A 16,856-nucleotide genomic window follows, 5' to 3' on the forward strand; every position below is an offset into this window, starting at 1 on the left:
TCCTCGGGCGGCGTCACCGGACACCCCGACCGTGAGAGATACCGTCGACCGGTTCGGGTCGAAGTCACCGGAGTGAGCGAACGGTTCGACCGGTGACATCGTTCGTCGGGAGAGTTCGGCGAGGAGTGGAGAGTACCTGCAGAAAGCATTTACCACAGCGTCATCTACCGAACGTGACACGCACACTGGCCTCCCGAAAAGCGGGACGGTGAGACGGTCGTTACAGACCGTCCGCGATCCCGTCGTCGCCCCGACATGTCTCAAGCAACACTGGCGCCGTAACGGCAGCCAGTGTGCGTGGCTCTTTGCTTGGTCCGGAATAAACGTTAGTACTGACGGCGTGACGATGTGGTCTCCGCCGAGGAGAGTACAGTGGGGTGTCACGACCGGAGAGTCCGGGCCGGGTGAGCCGAGAACCACACTCGTCCGGTCCGACAGAACCGGGAGGGTCACCGCCGACGCTGACACCGACGTGACCCCCCGAATCGGGTCGGCCGCCCACTGTGTGAGCACGCCCGCGAACGGGGAGTCGTGGGCCGCACGTCAGGAGTCGAAGCGACGGGTCGCTCGGCGTTTCGCGGGGCGGAACTGCTCGACACCGACGAGTCCGGCACCGAGACAGACGCCGCTGGCGAGGAGGGACCGACGAGTGAGAGGAACCTCGGGAGCCATACCTCCGCTCGTGTGCCGACGGGGACAAACGTACCGATCGTCTGACCGTTCGACCCGACGGGGGAGACGCGGCGTCCGTCGAGGTCATCCACCCCGGACCGCGTCGAGATGTGCCGAGAGCGCGCCGTTGGCTCTGTCGTACTCCGAGCGTCGGTAGAGACCGAACCCGCTCGGGTCGGAGACCGCCCAGTAGCGCTCGTCGGTGGTCCGGACGGCCAGCACGACGAACTCGCCGAAGTCCGTCGTCAGTTGCTGGACGATACGGATGGCTTCGGCCGAGCGTCCGGTCGTACGGTCGACGAACCGCTGGGTCCGCCAGTAGAGGTTCGGTTCGACGTCCGTCACCGACGCTGCCAGGGCCATAGCAGTGACGGATAGTCGTTGTAGAGTGACAAAAACGTGGTGACACGACGAGGAGAGTGAGAGACTCCGGAGACAGTCACGCGGTCGATTCGGTCGACGGTCGTCGTCGATCGAGTCGTCCTCGGCCACGTAGCCGTCCCTCCGGCCCCGACGGGCGAGAGCCGACGCTCGCCGGGGACCCGTTAGTTTAGAGTAGCCACCAGCACGCGTGCTACGATAGATGCCCTCCATCGAGACGACGGACCTGACCAAACGATTCGGCGACACCGTCGCCGTCGAGACGCTGAACCTGACCGTCGACACCGGGACCGTCTTCGGCTTTCTCGGGCCGAACGGGGCCGGGAAGACGACGACCATGCGGATGCTGACGGGCCTGACCCGCCCCACGCGGGGCCGGGGGACGGTCGGGGGTGCCGACGTCACCGACCGGGACGCCCTCCGCCCGCACATCGGCTACCTCCCCGAGGAACCGCCACTGTACGACCACGCGACGGCCTACGAGCAGTTGGAGTACGCCGCCGGCCTGCGTGACCTCGACCCGACGGTCGCCAAGGAGCGCGTCGACAGCCTGCTCGACCGCCTCGACCTCCCACCCGAGGACGCCAGCACACGGATCAGCGACTACTCGAAGGGGATGCGCCAGAAGGTGGCGTTCGTCCAGGCGGTGCTCCACGACCCGAGCGTCGTCTTCCTCGACGAACCCACCTCGGGGCTCGACCCGCGGGCCGCCCGGACGCTCCGGAGCCTTGTCGCCGAACTCGCCGACGACGGGACGACGGTGTTCCTCTCGACGCACATCCTCCCGGTCGTCGAGGAGGTGGCCGACACCGTCGGTATCCTCTACGACGGCGAACTGGTCGCCGAGGGCACACCCGGTGAACTCGAACAGCGTGCCGAGACCGGCGAGACCCGCTCGCTGGAAGACGCCTTCCTCGAACTCACGACCGACGAGGAGCGCGTGGACGTCGACGCGGACGGCCGAGCGGTCGCCACGGAGCAGCGCGATGGCTGAGGCGGGGTGGCTCGGCCACGCCCTCCGGATGGGCTGGTTCGACTTCCGGCGGTCCGCCCGCGCGATGCGTGAGGACACGGGCCGACTGGTCCTGCTGGCCGGCGGGGTGCTGTTCCCGACGCTGCTGCTGGCGGGACTGGCGGTGCTGTTCGTCCCGGAACTGCGCGGCAGCGACGTCGACTTCGCGCTCGGTCGGTCCGCACGCGGGTCGTTCGCGCTGTTCTGGCTGTTCGGGACGTTCATGCTCGCCCAGCGGACGACGGCCGCCCACCGGGAGCCCGTCGCCGACGCGTTCGTCCTGACGACGGTGTCGCCCCGAACCGCCGTCGTCGGTGGCGTCCTCGCCGAGAGCCTGCGGGCGCTGACCTACGCGCTCCCGGTCGGCCTGCTGGTCGCCGTCGCCACAGCCTACGCGTTCTCCGCGCCGGTGAGCCTGTTCGTCGTTCCGCTGGTCGGCGGCCTGTTCGTCGCCAGCGCCGTCACCGCCGGGCGAGTGCTGGGGTACACCGCGGCGTGGCTCGTCGCCACCGTACCGTGGGTCGCGCGACACAAGACCGCGCTCGGCATCGGCGTCGTCGTCGCCTTCTTCGGCGGCTACACGCTGTTGCAGGTGCCACAGCTTCCGGTTTCGGTGAGTCCGGCCCTCCTCGGCGTCCTCCCGGTGGGCTGGCTCGTCGACCTCGTCGCCGTCGGCACACCCGTCGGCTGGTCGCCGGGCCACGCAGTGGGTGGGGTGGCCACCGCCACCACGGTCCTCCTCGGCGGTGGCTGGCTGGCCGAGCGCATCGCCACGTCGCTCTGGTTCGGCGAACCGGTCGACGTCACCGACACCGACGACGGGCCACCGACCCGCCCGGCGACCGACCGCCGCGCACTCGAACGCGCCGTCGGTCCGCTCGGTGTCCCGGTCGTATCGGGGCCGACGCGGGCCGTCACCGAGTGGACGCTGCTCCGCGCCCGCCGCGAGCCACAGCGCCTGAACTTCCTCATGATTCCGGTGTTCGGCGGTGGCTCCGCCCTGGGGAACCTCCTCCTCCAGGGAAGCGTCTCGCTGGCGGTACTCGGACCGGTCACCGCCGTCCTCGCGGCGTGGGCCGTCGGGGCGGCGTTCGGCCTCAACCCGTTCGGCGACGAGGGGGCCGTCCTCCCGTCGACGCTGACCGCGGTGTCCGGGCGCGCCTTCGTCCGGGGACTCGTCGCCCCGAGCCTGCTGTTTCTCCCCGTCGTCGCCGTGCTCACGCTCGTCGCCGCGGTCGGTGGGGGTCACGGTCCGCCCGTCGCACTGGCGCTGACGCTCGTCGCCTGCTTTCTCACCGTCGTCGGCGCGGCGCTCGCCCCGCTCGTCGGGATGTGGTTCCCACGGTTCAGCGCCATCCGTATCGGGAACAGCGACGGCGTCCGCCCACCGCGACTGCTCGCCGGCGCACTCCACGTCGCGCTGGTCTGGGTGCCCGGCGCGGCGCTCGTCGGCCTCGTCGTCGCTCCCGAACTGGTTCGACTGGTCCTCTCGGGCGTCGGCTACGTCCCCGCACTCCTCCTCTCGCTGGTCGCCCGCGGCGGCGAGGTGGCCGCGCTCGCGGCGACACTGACGGGCGTCGGGGAGACGATTCTGGGCCTGCCGCTACCGGCGTTCCGAGTCGGCGTCGGTGCGCTGCTGGTCCTCGGTGGCCTGCTCGTGGCCCGAGCAGCACTCGGACGGGCGGTCCGGCGGTTCGACCGCTACGAGGTCCACTGAGTGCGAACGAGCACGTCCGGTGGCTCCCGGACGGGGACCGCTCGCTTCCGGTCGAGCGACCGACCCGGAACGGTGTGAGTCAGGCCGGACAGCCCGTCCCGTCGCCCGTCCCGTCGTCGTCGGAGTCGTAGTCGAGGGCGGCGGCCACATCGAGGAGGCCCGCACCCTGCTCGTCCTCGGCGTTCCCGATGTCCTCCGCGCTGTCGAGCAGTCGGTCACGGACCTCTTCAGGGGAGGTCCCCGCGGCGAGCAGTTGGGCGACCCCACCGGCGACGTGCGGCGAGGCCATCGAGGTACCGTCGAGGACGTCGTGGCCGTCGACGACGGCCGAACAGACGCTCTCGCCGGGTGCGGCGACGTCCACCTCGGGACCGGTCGAGGAGAACGACGCGATGCCGTCGTCGATGGTCGTCGCGGAGACGGCGACGAACTCGTCGTAGGCCGCGGGGTAGCCCACCGAGTCGGGTCGACCGGCGTTCCCGGCCGCGGCGACGAGGACGACTCCCGAGTCGCGGGCGTACTCCCCGGCGGCCTGCAGCGCCGGCGACTCCGAGGGGCCGCCGAGACTCAGGTTCACCACGTCCCAGCCCTGGTCGGCCGCGTAGCGAATCGCACCGGCGATGTCGGAGGTACGACAGCCACCCGCGCCGCCACACACCTTCAGCGCGTGGAGGGTCGCCTCGGGGGCGACGCCGACGACGCCGCTGTCGCCCTCGGTGGCCGCGACGGTGCCCGCGACGTGCGTGCCGTGGTCGCCGTCGTCCGACCACGGATGCTCGCAGTCGTCGCCCGAACACTCGACCCACGCCCTGTGGTTCCCCTCGACGCTCGGGTCCGCGAGGTTGGCTTCGAGGTCCGGGTGACTCGCGGTGATACCACCGTCGACGATACCGACGTGGACGCCCTCCCCCGTCGCACCCTCGGCGTGAGCCACGTCGGCGTCCACGCGGTCGATACCCCACGGGAGCACCTGGTCGCTCGGCTGCTGGTCCTCGCCGCTCTGCTGGTCGCTGGCGGGTGGCGTCTCGCTCGCCGGCGCATCGACGTACGACAGTTCGTGGTCGGGGTGGACGAACGCGACGTCCTCGCGGGAGAACAGCGACTGGCGCGTCGCCTTCGAGTACGCGCCGACGACGAGCGTCAGACCGGTGTACTTCGAGAGGTCGATACGCTCCTCGCGGGTGTCGGAGACGGACGCGGCGGCGAGGGTGGCGTCGGCGTCACGTGCCCCGACGATGTACCGGTCCATCCGGTCGAGGGCGACCGCACCGACCCCGAGGCCGACCGCACCGACCCCGACGGTCTTCAGCACGTCCCGGCGGGACCACTCCGGATTCGACATACCTGTGCTTGTCAGTCATCCGTGATAAGTGTTCGAACGGGGACGAGTGTCGCGGGGCCGGCGCGGTCAGACGTCCGACCGGTTGCCGGACTCGTCGACGGGGCGGGTGAGGCCGTCCCTGAGGTCGTTGCCGAAGTGCGCGCCGAGCATCCCCGTGGTGAGACTGAGCGCCGCCGCCATCACGAGCAGTTGTGGCTGGAGGGCGATGAGGCCGAGGATGGCGTCGACGATGCTGCCACCGATTAGCTTCGAGACGAACAGGACGCCCATCCCGGCGAACAGGCCGGCGAGTCCCGACTCCAGCAGCGGGCGCTGCTCGAAGGCGAGGCCGGCGACGAACCCGCCGAGGAGCGTGCCGACGAACGCACCGACCAGCGGGACGAACTGTATCCCGAGGGCGGTGCAGACGCCGACGACGAGGAGGGCGACGGCGAACCGCTTGAACGAGAACCACGAGGGCATACTCCGGAGATATGTCTGTGGTGTAATGTGTGTTTCCCCGAGACGAACGGGGAGTCCGAGCGGTTAGCCCGGAACCGAGCCGTTCAGAAGTAGATGTCGCCGATTCGGTCGGCCGTCCGGAGCGCGAGTGCCTGCCCGGTGTTCGTCGGGTTCGGGCCGCCGATGCCGTTGGCCATCGCGGAGTGGTCGGCGACGAACAGCCGCGAGACGTTCTTCGCCTCGGCGTTCGCGTCGAGCACCTTCCCCATCCGCATCGACGACTGCATGTGCAAGAGGAGCGGCGGCCACTCCGCACGGTGGACGTGCGACGCCCCCGCCTCACGGTGGATACGGGCCGCGATACGCGCGAGTTCGTCGCGCTTGGCGTCGTCGTCCGGGTGCGGTTCCCACTTCACCTTCGGCACCGCGCCGTGTTCGTCGCTGAACGTGGTGTCCAGCGAGACGCCGTTGTCCTGCCGGGGCAGGTCGTCGGTGAGGATGAGCAGCGCCTTCGTCTGGCGGTAGTTCGACATCTTCCGCTTGAGTTCCTCGCCGACGAGGTAGCCGCGGGTGTCCCACGGTTCGTCCGGGTCGGTCGGCGTGTCGAAGCTGTAGCCCGCCTCGGTGAACAGGTAGTCGGCGTAGGAGACGAGGCCGGGCGACATGCCGATGTCCTCCATCCCACCGACGCCGGGTTTGTCGAACCGGACCGCGGAGTTCTGCCCGACGTACGGGTCCATGTGTTCTTCCTCGGGGTTGATGGCGGCGACGGCGTCGTCGTCGTAGACGCCGACGACCCAGTCGAACCAGTGGGTGGTGAGGCCCTTGCCGACCCAGCCGTCGTCGGGGAGTCCGGCGTTGAGCCAGAGCCGTGGCGTCTCGATACAGCCACCGGCGAGGACGACGGTGTCCGCCGAGACGCGCTGGGACTGCCCGGACCACGAGTCACGGAACGTGACACCCGTCGCCTCCATCGTCCCCGCACCCTCCTCCGTGTGGATGTCGGTGACGAAGGCGTTCGGACGGATGGCGACGTTGCCCGACTCCGGTTCGGTGTTGGTGTCGAGCGCTCGGGGCACCCAACTGACGTTGCTCGACTTGCGAGCCTTGTCGCGGACGGGTGCGTCGACGGGCGTCGACGACCCCTGGAAGTGGTCGCCGACGAGCGTGTCGCCGCGGAAGCCGTCGTCGTAGCTGAACGACCCGTCGTAGTCGGCGTCGAGCGGTTGACCGGTCGACGTCTCGCGGCCCGGCACCTCGACGGCGTTGGCCTGTGGCCGCCACCCCGTCGACGTGACGTTCTTCGTGTCGATACGGTCGTAGCCCGCACCTTTCGCCCCCTCGATGAACACCTCCTCCTTGGCAGTCATGGGCGCTTGCTGGGTGAACGTCACCTCCTCGTTGAGCTGGAAGTACGGGACGAGGTCCTCGTAGGAGATGGGCCAGTGTGGCTGCTCGTCGATGGCGTAGGGGTACGCTCGCGGGTGGTTCGAGAAGTAGTGCAGCGAGGTGCCACCGACCGCACCGACCTGCCAGATGAACGCGTTCTGGTGGAGGTTGCGGAACCACGGCGCACGCGAGTGGTCCGAGGGGCCGACGCGGAGGTAGCCCCACGTGGGGTCGTTGGCGTCGGCCTCGCGGTGGGTGAACTGCTCGTCGAGCAGTTTCCCGTCGAGGTCGTCGGGGTCCGTACTGACCGTCCCGCCCGAGTCCGCGTGTGGTTTCGGCCACTTGCTGTTGCCGTGCCACGGACCGCCTTCGAGGATGAGTACGTCCAGTCCGTGTTCGCGGGCGAGACGCGAGGCCGTGGCGGGACCGTCCGCACCCGCACCGACGACGACGACGTCCGGGTCACGCATCACCGACCACCTCCGAGGCCGTCGATGACGTCGTCACCGGTCAGGTCGTCGGGGAGGTCGAGGTTCTCCGCGTCCGGGTCCGCGAACCCACCCGGAACGGCGTGTCGCCAGTTGGCCGCGTAGCCGTCGGCCGGTCCGGGGTAGCCGCTCTGTCGGCGACTCTGGACCTCGCCGGCAGGGGTCTGCAGTTCGCGCTCGGTCGGCGTGTCGGTCTTGGTCGTCCCGTAGCCACCCCACTCGGTGTAGTAGCCGAAGCCGTGGAGACCGTTGACCGCCATCACGACGTACTTCAGGATGCCGAGGTCGGGGACGAACGGCGAGAGCAGTTCGTCCAGGTCGTCGACGACGCTCCCGTCGACGATGGTCCAGAGACAGCGCAGTCGGTCCTCACGAGAGAGTTTGGTGAACGTGCCGCCGCCGGGGAACTGCTCGTTCGCGGAGAGGGGGTCCTCGTTGTTCCCCCGGACGATGAACTCCGCGGCGACGATGTCGAAGACGAGCGTGAACACCGGCGCGTAGGGGTAGTTCTGGAGGACGCGGTGGGTCGACTCGTTCGCCGTCTCGACCACCACGTCGAACTCGGCGGTGTCCGCGTCGAGGTCCGAGACCGACACCTCGAAGCGTTCGACCGAACCGAACGTGAGTTCGTCCTCCAGTTCGTCGGCGTCGAGACCCAGGTCGAGCAGGTCGAGCAGACCGAGGTCCGTGAGGTCGAGGACGCCGTCGAGTGTCGACCCGAGCAGCGGCAGGTCGTACTCCACCTCGAACATCGCCCGAGGCATGAGCGGGTGGGCCGGGTCGAGTTTCTCCGAGACCATCTCCGCACGAATCTCCTGGAAGTGGTTGAAGTCCCAGATGAGGAACTTCTCCAGTTCGATGTCCAACCCGCCGGGGACGTGTTCGGGGCCGAGTTCGGCCTCCAGTTCGGGGGTTCGTGGGACGATAGCGTCCACGATGGACCGATAGGTGTCCGCGGTGTGCGGGTCGCTTTCGAGCGGTGCATCCATCGCCGCCTGTGCCTGGCCGAACGTCGCGTTGGACATCGAGAGCGCCGCGAGTCCCCCGATGCCTTTCACCACGTTCCGCCGTGTGACTGAGTCGAGTTTGTCGTCCATAGCAGTCGCTGTTGTCGAGTTCGAACACGGTTGCCCCAACAGCGTGCCAACCGTGCCCACAACCCGGTACTATCGTTCATTAAGGATTTCCCCTAATAATTATTGTATTCAGACTTAGTTTCACTTTTGAAGTGGAGTTACTAACCTAGCAGGCGGCCGGAGTCGTCGCTCGGGGTGAACGGACGACGACGACACCGACGCGGTCGCCGGTCGGCGGCCGACTACGTGACGACGACCTTCCGGATGCGCGTCCCGTCGACCTCGACGACCTGCAACTGGCGACCGTCGACGGTCACCGTGTCCTCGGGTTCGGGCGCACGACCCAACTCGTCGAGGACCAACCCGCCGATGGTCTCGAACCCTTCGCTCTCGAACTGGGTGCCGAGCGCCTCGTTGACCTCGGTGAGCGAGACGCCGCCGTCGATGGCGTAGGTGCCGTCGCTCCGCTCTTCGATGGCGGGTTCCTCGGTGCGGATGTCGAACTGGTCGCGGATGTCGCCGACGATCTCCTCGACGACGTCCTCGACGGTGACGAGACCCTCGAACGTCCCCCACTCGTCGATGACGGCGGCCATCTGGCGCTGTTCGCGCTGGAACTCCTCGAGCAGTTCGTCGACGAACAGCGTCTCGGGGACGACGACGATGTCACGCGCGAGGTCGCCGGCGGTGACCGTCTCGTCGTCGCCGTCGAACGACTCGCCGATGCGGAGGATGTCCTTCACGTCGACGAAGCCGACGACCTGGTCGCCGTCGTCCTCGACCACGGGAAACCGGGTGAAGTCGGCGGCGACGACCATCGTCCGAAGCTTCGGCAACGGCGTGTCGACCGGGACGCTCGTCACGTCGGGGCGCGGACGCATTATCTCACGAACCGGCGTGTCGTCGAGGTCGAACACGCCACGGATCATCAACACCTCCTCGCTGTCGACCTCTCCGGCCGCGCCCGACTCGGCGAGGATGGCGAGGATCTCCTCTTCGGTGTGGGTCTCGTCGCTCTCCGAGGCGGAGGAGACGCCGACGAGTCGCGTCGAGAGGTTCGCGATGCCGTTGAAAACGATGATACCCGGCATGAAGAGGTAGTAGAAGAACTTCATCGGCGGCGCGACGAGCAGCGAGATGCGTTCGGCCTCCTGGATGGCGAGCGTCTTCGGTGCGAGTTCGCCGTAGACGACGTGCAGGAACGTGATGATGCCGAAGCCGATGGCGACGCTCACGGTGTGGACCGAGGAGTCGGGGAGGTACTCGCCGAGAATCGGGTCGATGAGCGCCGCGATGGCGGGTTCGCCGGCCCACCCCAGCCCGAGCGAGGCCAGCGTGATACCCAGCTGACAGACCGCGAGGTAGTCGTCGAGGTTGTCGGTGGCCTCCTTGACGAGACCCGCCGACCGTCCCCCTTCCTCGGCCATCCTGTCGACGGTGGTCGAGCGCAGGCGGACCAGCGCGAACTCCGCGGCGACGAAAAAGCCGTTGAGGACGACGAGGAACAACGCGAGTGCGATGCGGCCGCCCGCCGAGACGAGGTCTATCTGCATCGTGAGCGTGTCGGACGTGACGGTCGTGAACGGGTCGACGCGAGGCGAGAACGGAACATACGGTGGCAGTATCCGCCTCCACGGTAAAACCGTACCGCCGGCGTGTCCCGCCTCGACGTTGCCACTGTTCGACGACCGCCGACCGTCCGTTTCCATCGGTAGCGGAACCAGCCGCCGGACTCGCTACGCTTACGCCGGAGACGGCCCGAACGGGGAGTAGTGGCATTCGAGTCGGCAGGGGACGCGTCGCGGAACTGGCGGTCGGTGGCGACGGTCGCCGGCTGGCAGGCCGCCGCGAGTCTCTGTTACTACACCATCTTCGCGGCGACGGGCGTCATCCGCGACGTGTTCTCGCTGAGCGAGACGCTCGTGGGCGTCTTCCTGACCGCCGCGCTACTCGGCTACACCGTCGGGCTGTTCCCGAGCGGCGCGGCCGTCGACGGGTTCGGCGAGAAGCGGACGATGGTCGTCGGACTGATAGCGCTCGCCGTCGCCGCGGTCGGTGTCTCGCTCGCCCCGTCGTACCCCCTGTTGCTGGGCGCTGGCTGCCTGCTCGGGGCGGCGTACTCGACGGCGATGCCGGCCTCGAATCGCGCCATCGTCGTCAGCGCCCCGCCCGGTCGGCAGGGACTGGCGATGGGACTCAAGCAGGTCGGCGTCACCGCCGGGAGCGCCGTCGCCTCGCTGCTCGTCACGGGCATCGCCGCCGTCGCCGTCTGGAAACTGGGGTTCTGGGTCGTCGCGGCGCTCGCCGGTGGCTACGCGCTGAGCTTCGCCGTCCTCTACGACGGGTCGCCGGGCAACGGGTCGCTCGCGCTCCCGGACCTCTCGGGGTTGTGGGCGAACCGGGCGTACGTCCTGCTCGTTCTCGCGGGCCTGTTCGTCGGCGCGTCCATCTTCTCGATGCTCGGCTACACCGTCCTCTACGTCCAGGACGCGGTCGGGCAGAGCGCCGCCGTCGGCGGGGCGGTGCTCGCACTGACGCAGGTGACCGGGAGCGCCGGCCGTATCGGTGCGGGTAGCCTCGCCGACCGCCTCGGCGGGGCGACGGGGGCCGCGACCGTCGCCCTCGGGCAGATGGCGCTCGCCGTCGCCCTGTTCACGACCATCGCCGTCGGCGACTGGTCGTTCCCCGTCGTCGTCGTCCTGTTCGTCGGTCTCGGTCTGTCGATTCACGGCTCGACGGGCGTGTTCTACTCCTGTCTCTCCGACCTCGTCGACGACGGTGACATCGGCGGTGCGACGGCGGGCGGCCAGACCGCCATCAACGTCGGCGGCCTCCTCGCCCCGCCGCTGTTCGGCCTGCTGGTCGAGACGAGCGGCTACGACCTCGCGTGGGGGTTGCTGGCGGCGACGACGCTCGCGGCGACGCTGTTGCTCCTCGCGGTCAGACGGCAGGCCTGAGCGGACGGCCGGGCGACGCGACGCCGTCCGTCGGCGGCCGTTGCACGGGCAGGCCGAGCGGGTACCCACGCTCCGCGAGTCCGTCGGGACACCGATGCCCGACCAACTGGAGGGGACGGCGGTCGCCGTCCTGCTCGCACAACGTGGCACCGAGGAACCGGAGTTCACCGAACCGCGCGACGCGCTCACCGACGCCGGCGCGGACGTCACCGTCGTCGGGACCGAGACCGGCGAGGGCGAGACGGTGAACGACGACCTCGACCCCGGCGACAGCTACGACATAACGACGACGTTCGAGGAGGCCAGTGTCGACGACTACGACGCGCTCGTGATTCCCGGCGGCTGTGTCGGAGCCGACACCCTCCGAGCGGACGACGAGGCGGTCTCGTTCGTGGAGGGGTTCGACGACGCCGGCAAGCCGATGGGCGTCGTCTGCCACGCGCCGTGGCTGCTCGTCGAGGCCGACGTCCTCGACGGCCGGACGCTGACCTCCTATCACAGCATCGAGACCGACCTCCGCAACGCCGGCGCGGAGTGGGTCGACGAGGAGGTGGTCACCGACGACGGCCTCGTGACGAGTCGCAACCCCGACGACCTCGACGCGTTCTGCGAGGCCATCGTCGAGACGTTCACCGAGGGCGACGGGTAGCGCCGGTCGGCGTCGTGCGGACAGCGGCGTCGGCACCGGCGTCCGACCGCCGCGCTTTTGCTCGCCGACCGAGTACCGGGGACAACCGTGGCCATCACGGACAAGATATACCTCAAGAACCACCGCCAGCTCTCCTCGCAACTGGAGACGAACCTCCCCAAGAGCGCGTTCTCGGGGGCGACGCTCGACCTGCTGTTCCAGAGCGAGAACCTCGCTAACCTCGACGACGCGACCCAAGAGCGGGTGCTGGACTTCGCCACCGACTTCCTCGACTGCGACTGCGACTCGAACCCCCACTGTGGCCACCCCGAGCGCAAGTTCATGCGCTACCTGCTCGAACTGCGCGAACAGGGTCTCGGCCCCGACGCCATCGTCGACGTGATGGGCGACGACTACATGCTCTACGCCTACTCCGGCGACGTCCTCTCCTTTCTCGACCAGTCGGTCCGCACCCTCGAAGCCGTCGAGGAACTCGCAGAGGTCGAAGGCTATCGTGAGGCCGCCGACGAGGCCCACGAGCGCAAACGACGGCTCTCCTGACCGACCGACGGACGCGACGGCCCGTCCCCACGACCCGACTCCGAGCCGCGACGCCTGAGATACATTGACGTAGCCGGCGTCGAAACGGAGTGGTAACCGATGGAGTCCGCCCCGACGACCGACCGGACGTTCGACGCCTACGCGCCACTGCTCGACGACGAGACGCGACGCGAGATTCGTGACGGGGCGACCGCGGTGTCGGACCTGCGCGTCGCGCACGTCAACACGACGGCCAGCGGCGGCGGCGTCGCCGAGATGCTCGGCCCGCTGGTGGCGCTCTCGAACGACCTCGGCGTCGACACCGACTGGCACCTGATGACCGCTCCGGACGCCTTCTACGAGGTGACGAAGGCCATCCACAACGGGTTGCAGGGCGACGGCGACCCGCTGACGGAGACGATGGGCGCGACCTACCGCGAGACCGTCGCCGAGAACGCCGCCGCGTTCCGGGGCGACTACGACGTCGTCGTCCTTCACGACCCCCAGACGCTCGGGATGGCCGACGCACTCCACGAGCGGTTCCCCGAGACGGTGTTCGTCTGGCGCTGCCACATCGACCTCACCGACCCCTCGCCGGCGTACCTCGACTTCTTCGACGAGGACCTCGCGGCCGTCGACCACGTCGTCGTCAGCCGAGACGCGTACGCCACGTCGCTCCCCGACGTCGGGACGACCGTCGTCCACCCCGCCATCGACCCGCTCACGGCGAAGAACCGACCGCTCGACGAACTGACGGGCGACGACGCGGCGGCCGCCGCGCTGGACCGGTACCCGGTCGACCCCGGTCGCCCGCTGCTGTTGCAGGTGTCGCGGTTCGACCCGTGGAAGGACCCGCTGGGCGTCGTCGACGCCTACCGGCAGGTCCGCGAGTCGGTCCCCGGCGTGCAACTGGCGTTCGTCGGCGGGATGCCCGACGACGACCCCGAGGGACTGGAGGTGTACGAGGCGGTCGAAGCCGAGACCATCGACGACCCGGACGTCCACCTGCTGACGAACCTGCCCGACGCCGGCGTCAACGTGATGCAGCGAGTCGCCGACGTGGTGCTCCAGAAATCCCTCCGTGAGGGGTTCGCGCTCACCGTCTCGGAGGCGCTGTGGAAGGAGACACCGGTCGTCGGGACGGACGTCGGCGGCATCCCCCTCCAGGTCGAGGACGGCGAGAACGGCTACCTCGTCGGGCCGGAGGACATCGACGCGACCGCCGACCGGTGTCGTCGACTCCTCGAAGACGACGCGCTGGCCGAGCGACTCGGAGAACAGGGTCGGGAGACGGTCCGACGGAAGTTCCTCATCCCGCGCCTGCTCGCGGACTACTGTGACCTGTTCGAGCGGGTCACCGACTGACGAGGTGGAACCGGACCGAACGAGTCGGCGGGCTACCGCCGGCCGACGTCGACCGGACAGCCGTTTATCTCGCCGCCGCGCATCCCGTCTGCCAGCCAGAACGTCGAGAGGAGCACGGCGACGAGTCCCAGAAGCGCGAACTCCAGACCGTCGAGCGGGAGGAAGCCGAGACCACCGATACCGACCAGCGACAGCACGCCCGCGAGCACCGCAGAGCCACAGGCCGCACAGCCAGCGCCGAGCGTCCCGAGGACGACCCCCGCGACGCCGCCACCGCTCCCCGACACCGTCAGGCCGTGTTCGCGGACGTGGTACGCGACCATGGCGAGGTTGACGCCCATCAGTGCCGCGAGCGTCAGGACGGCGATACCGGGCAACGGGTCGATGGCCGTTCCGGAGAACGACGTCCCGACGAACGGGTAGAGTTCGACGAGGACGCCGAGACGATTTTTGAGGGGAAGCGACCCGCCGACCACGAGTTCGGAGACGATGGTGAGGTTCTGCGCGAGGACGAAGACGGTGAGCGCGAGGAGTGCGGCGACGACGGCGAACGCGAGGTACGCCGGAATCGAGAGGACGAGGCGAGCGGTTCGGGCGGCGAGTCGCCAGTCGTCGCTCCGGGTCGGCAGTGAGACGCCGCGAACCGCACCACGGAACCGACTCGCGCCGCTCATAGGTTCAGGGCGCTCGTGATGAGGTCGTAGCTCACGCTGCCGGTCGCACGAGACTGGTACTGGCCGTCGCGGAACATGACGACGGTGGGCGTCCCGTTGATGCCCTCCGCTTCACCGATGTCGAGGTTCGACTGGACGGGCGCGGGGAAGCCGTCGGCTTCGGCCGCGTTCACCACCGCGTCGACGTCGACGCTCGTCTCCGCGTCGAGCCACGAACGCGTCCGGTCGACGACGTTCGACTCGTCGAACGACCCCTGCTCGGTGAAGTAGTGGTCGAGCAGGCTCCAGAACGCCTCGGCGTCCCGCTCGTAGGTCGCCCACAGCGCCCGCGTCGCCGGTTCGCCCCACGCGTAGACGATGGGGTAGGGGCGGACGACGTAGGTCGCCCGCCCGGTGTCGACGAGTTCCGAGCGAATCCGCGGGACGGTGTCGCGGTGGAACGCCGCACAGCGAGGACAGGAGGGGTCCTCGAAGGCGACGAGCGTCGCTTCGGCCGTCCCCGCCGCGGGACCGAGCGTGGGTTGGCCGTCGATTCCGTCGCCGACGGGGTGGTCGAGACCCGACGCGCCCGTGCCGCCGGAACCGCCGGTCCCGTTCCCGCTCGCCTCACCCGACCCACCGTCACCGCTCTCGCCCCCGCCGACGCCGAGACACCCGGCGAGCGCCGCGGTACCGAGGCCGAGGCTGGCGAGGACCCGTCGCCGACTGACTCGTCGTTCGTTCATCGCTACGTACTGTGCGAGGACGGGGAATCGGTATTGCTCGGTCGTGCGTGGCTCACTCACAGACGGTCGGCGCGCGGTCGCCCACCGGTTCGGACGGACGGACGGACGGGACTGCTGGTCGAGGGAGACGGTGTGGCGAGGAGGGGTCGGTCGCTTCGGTCGGCGCGGTGGACGGCGGTCAGCCCAGACGGAAGGTGTGGTCGTCGTCGTCGGCCGGGTCGAGGTCCTCCAGTTGGATGACCTCCTCGTCGTCGGCCTCCTCGACACGCTGACTGAGTTTCGTCACGTAACGTTTGTACTCGTCGAGCTGGTCACGGAGGTGTTCGGCCTCCAGTTCGAGGCGCTCGTGTTCGCGGATGAAGCTCTTGGGCACCTCGACCTTCGGGGGGAAACTCTCCTGTTTGGCGGGTTCGTCGTACTCGTGTTCGGGGACGACGCGGACCTGACCGTCGTGGGCAACGAGGGTGTCGACGTAGTCGCGGAACACGGCAGACAGCGAGATGTCACGCTCCTCGGCGATGTCCCGCAGGGTCTCGAACACGTCTTCGTTGACGCGAAACGAGATGGTCTTGTTCTTGTTGCCCATAGTCGGACGAAGGTTACAACTCCTAGTACTTAATCGTTCGTCAGACGCTCACACGGGTGTCGTACCGGCGAAACAATCCCTCTCGTCGACAGGAGAGACCCGTACGCGGTAGAGAACGTTCGTTTCCGAGGGTACGACGCCGACGGGACGCCACCGGGAGGTGTCACCGGAGGTACGACACCAGTGCGGCGGCGAGTTTGTTCTCGGCCCGCCGGAGGTGTTCCTCGGCGGTTCGGCGTTCGACGCCGAGTACGTCGGCGATGGCGTCGGTGGTCGTCGCCCGTGGAATCTCGTAGTAGCCCTGCTCGTAGGCCGTCACGAACGCCTCACGCTGGCGGGCCGTGAGGTCGGGGAGCAGTTCGTCGACGCCCAGCGGCGACCCCGGCGTCACCGTCCCGACCGACCGCTTCTGCTCGACGGTCACCCGGTGGCCGTCGTCGAGCAGCGCCCGGAAACACGCCGAGAGGTCCGCGGCGTCGAGCGCGAGCAGTCGGCACAGTTTCGCCCCACCGACGTACCGGAGCGGCGGGACGAGCAGACAGTCGTGGCGTTCGAGGTAGCGGTCGACGTGCGCGGGGTCGTCGCGTCGGAGACAGCGCTCGGTGACGACGACCAGACTCCCCGCCCGAGCGAGCGACTCGCGGACGCCGAACCGCTCGTCGAGGCGGGCCGCCAGCGCGTCGTCACCCCCGGTGACCGACAGCAGGTCACAGTGGTCGTTACACCACAACTCGATGCGCGCCTCGCCGTCGGCGGTCAGCGCCGCCAACCCCCCGGCGTCGGCGATGCGGACCGTCGCTTCGTACATGAACCCCCCACCGTGTGCGGGGTCGAAAGTATTTGCGACGCGCTAGCTATGGACG

Annotated in this window: 17 protein-coding genes; 6 read left to right on the forward strand and 11 right to left on the reverse strand. The window is 68.9% G+C overall.

What is annotated here, in order from left to right; all coding sequences use genetic code 11:
* Positions 1–543: 543 nt before the first annotated feature.
* The gene (locus tag GQS65_RS21890) at positions 544–672 is read right to left on the reverse strand and encodes a hypothetical protein (protein ID WP_267902898.1); all 129 of its coding nucleotides are present in this window, start codon (positions 670–672) and stop codon (positions 544–546) included.
* An 84-nt stretch (positions 673–756) separates the two neighbouring features.
* Complete coding sequence (locus GQS65_RS08635) at positions 757–1,035, reverse strand: hypothetical protein (protein WP_158204223.1); 279 nt, start codon at positions 1,033–1,035, stop codon at positions 757–759.
* A gap of 220 nt (positions 1,036–1,255) precedes the next feature.
* Here GQS65_RS08635 and GQS65_RS08640 point away from each other — a divergent pair, with 220 nt between their 5' ends.
* Positions 1,256–2,047: an ABC transporter ATP-binding protein gene (locus GQS65_RS08640; RefSeq protein WP_158204224.1), complete on the forward strand. Its 792-nt coding sequence runs from the start codon at positions 1,256–1,258 to the stop codon at positions 2,045–2,047.
* Positions 2,040–3,782 carry a hypothetical protein gene (locus GQS65_RS08645; RefSeq protein WP_199268428.1) on the forward strand — a complete coding sequence of 581 codons (1,743 nt, stop codon included), beginning with the start codon at positions 2,040–2,042 and terminating at the stop codon, positions 3,780–3,782. The genes GQS65_RS08640 and GQS65_RS08645 overlap by 8 nt, the downstream gene beginning before the upstream one ends.
* Before the next feature lie 79 nt (positions 3,783–3,861).
* On the opposite strand, the gene GQS65_RS08650 is transcribed toward GQS65_RS08645, so the two are convergent.
* The 5 genes from GQS65_RS08650 to GQS65_RS08670 all read right to left on the reverse strand — a co-directional run bounded on the left by GQS65_RS08650 (position 3,862) and on the right by GQS65_RS08670 (position 10,071).
* Complete coding sequence (locus tag GQS65_RS08650) at positions 3,862–5,124, reverse strand: S8 family peptidase (RefSeq protein WP_158204225.1); 1,263 nt, start codon at positions 5,122–5,124, stop codon at positions 3,862–3,864.
* 66 nt (positions 5,125–5,190) lie between these two features.
* Positions 5,191–5,586, reverse strand: a complete 396-nt coding sequence (locus GQS65_RS08655) for a hypothetical protein (protein ID WP_158204226.1) — start codon at positions 5,584–5,586, stop codon at positions 5,191–5,193.
* An 83-nt stretch (positions 5,587–5,669) separates the two neighbouring features.
* Positions 5,670–7,424: a GMC family oxidoreductase N-terminal domain-containing protein gene (locus GQS65_RS08660; protein ID WP_158204227.1), complete on the reverse strand. Its 1,755-nt coding sequence runs from the start codon at positions 7,422–7,424 to the stop codon at positions 5,670–5,672.
* Positions 7,424–8,539: a hypothetical protein gene (locus tag GQS65_RS08665; RefSeq protein ID WP_158204228.1), complete on the reverse strand. Its 1,116-nt coding sequence runs from the start codon at positions 8,537–8,539 to the stop codon at positions 7,424–7,426. Before GQS65_RS08665 ends, GQS65_RS08660 begins: the two co-directional genes overlap by 1 nt.
* A 221-nt stretch (positions 8,540–8,760) precedes the next feature.
* Positions 8,761–10,071, reverse strand: coding sequence for a hemolysin family protein (locus tag GQS65_RS08670; RefSeq protein WP_158204229.1), 1,311 nt, complete (start codon positions 10,069–10,071; stop codon positions 8,761–8,763).
* A 219-nt stretch (positions 10,072–10,290) separates the two neighbouring features.
* Between GQS65_RS08670 and GQS65_RS08675 the strand changes: the two genes are divergently transcribed.
* The 4 genes from GQS65_RS08675 (at position 10,291) to GQS65_RS08690 (ending at position 14,008) form a co-directional block, all read left to right on the forward strand.
* Positions 10,291–11,475, forward strand: coding sequence for an MFS transporter (locus GQS65_RS08675; protein WP_368279982.1), 1,185 nt, complete (start codon positions 10,291–10,293; stop codon positions 11,473–11,475).
* A gap of 94 nt (positions 11,476–11,569) precedes the next feature.
* On the forward strand, positions 11,570–12,124 hold the full coding sequence (locus GQS65_RS08680; RefSeq protein ID WP_158204644.1) for a type 1 glutamine amidotransferase domain-containing protein: 555 nt from the start codon (positions 11,570–11,572) through the stop codon (positions 12,122–12,124).
* A gap of 87 nt (positions 12,125–12,211) precedes the next feature.
* Positions 12,212–12,664: a DUF5814 domain-containing protein gene (locus GQS65_RS08685; protein WP_368279984.1), complete on the forward strand. Its 453-nt coding sequence runs from the start codon at positions 12,212–12,214 to the stop codon at positions 12,662–12,664.
* A 99-nt stretch (positions 12,665–12,763) separates the two neighbouring features.
* Positions 12,764–14,008, forward strand: a complete 1,245-nt coding sequence (locus GQS65_RS08690) for a glycosyltransferase (RefSeq protein ID WP_158204231.1) — start codon at positions 12,764–12,766, stop codon at positions 14,006–14,008.
* Positions 14,009–14,040: 32 nt separating this feature from the next.
* On the opposite strand, the gene GQS65_RS08695 is transcribed toward GQS65_RS08690, so the two are convergent.
* The 4 genes from GQS65_RS08695 to GQS65_RS08710 all read right to left on the reverse strand — a co-directional run bounded on the left by GQS65_RS08695 (position 14,041) and on the right by GQS65_RS08710 (position 16,801).
* A complete protein-coding gene (locus GQS65_RS08695) occupies positions 14,041–14,682 on the reverse strand; it encodes a hypothetical protein (RefSeq protein ID WP_158204232.1) in 642 nt (213 codons plus the stop codon).
* Positions 14,679–15,407: a DsbA family protein gene (locus tag GQS65_RS08700; RefSeq protein ID WP_158204233.1), complete on the reverse strand. Its 729-nt coding sequence runs from the start codon at positions 15,405–15,407 to the stop codon at positions 14,679–14,681. The genes GQS65_RS08695 and GQS65_RS08700 overlap by 4 nt, the downstream gene beginning before the upstream one ends.
* A gap of 178 nt (positions 15,408–15,585) precedes the next feature.
* Positions 15,586–15,993 (reverse strand): CopG family transcriptional regulator, encoded by a 408-nt coding sequence (locus GQS65_RS08705; RefSeq protein WP_158204234.1) that lies wholly within the window; start codon positions 15,991–15,993, stop codon positions 15,586–15,588.
* Between the two features lie 163 nt (positions 15,994–16,156).
* On the reverse strand, positions 16,157–16,801 hold the full coding sequence (locus GQS65_RS08710; protein WP_158204235.1) for a helix-turn-helix domain-containing protein: 645 nt from the start codon (positions 16,799–16,801) through the stop codon (positions 16,157–16,159).
* Positions 16,802–16,856 lie beyond the last annotated feature (55 nt).

Source organism: Halomarina oriensis, assembly GCF_009791395.1.
Classification (GTDB): Archaea; Halobacteriota; Halobacteria; order Halobacteriales; family Haloarculaceae; genus Halomarina; species Halomarina oriensis.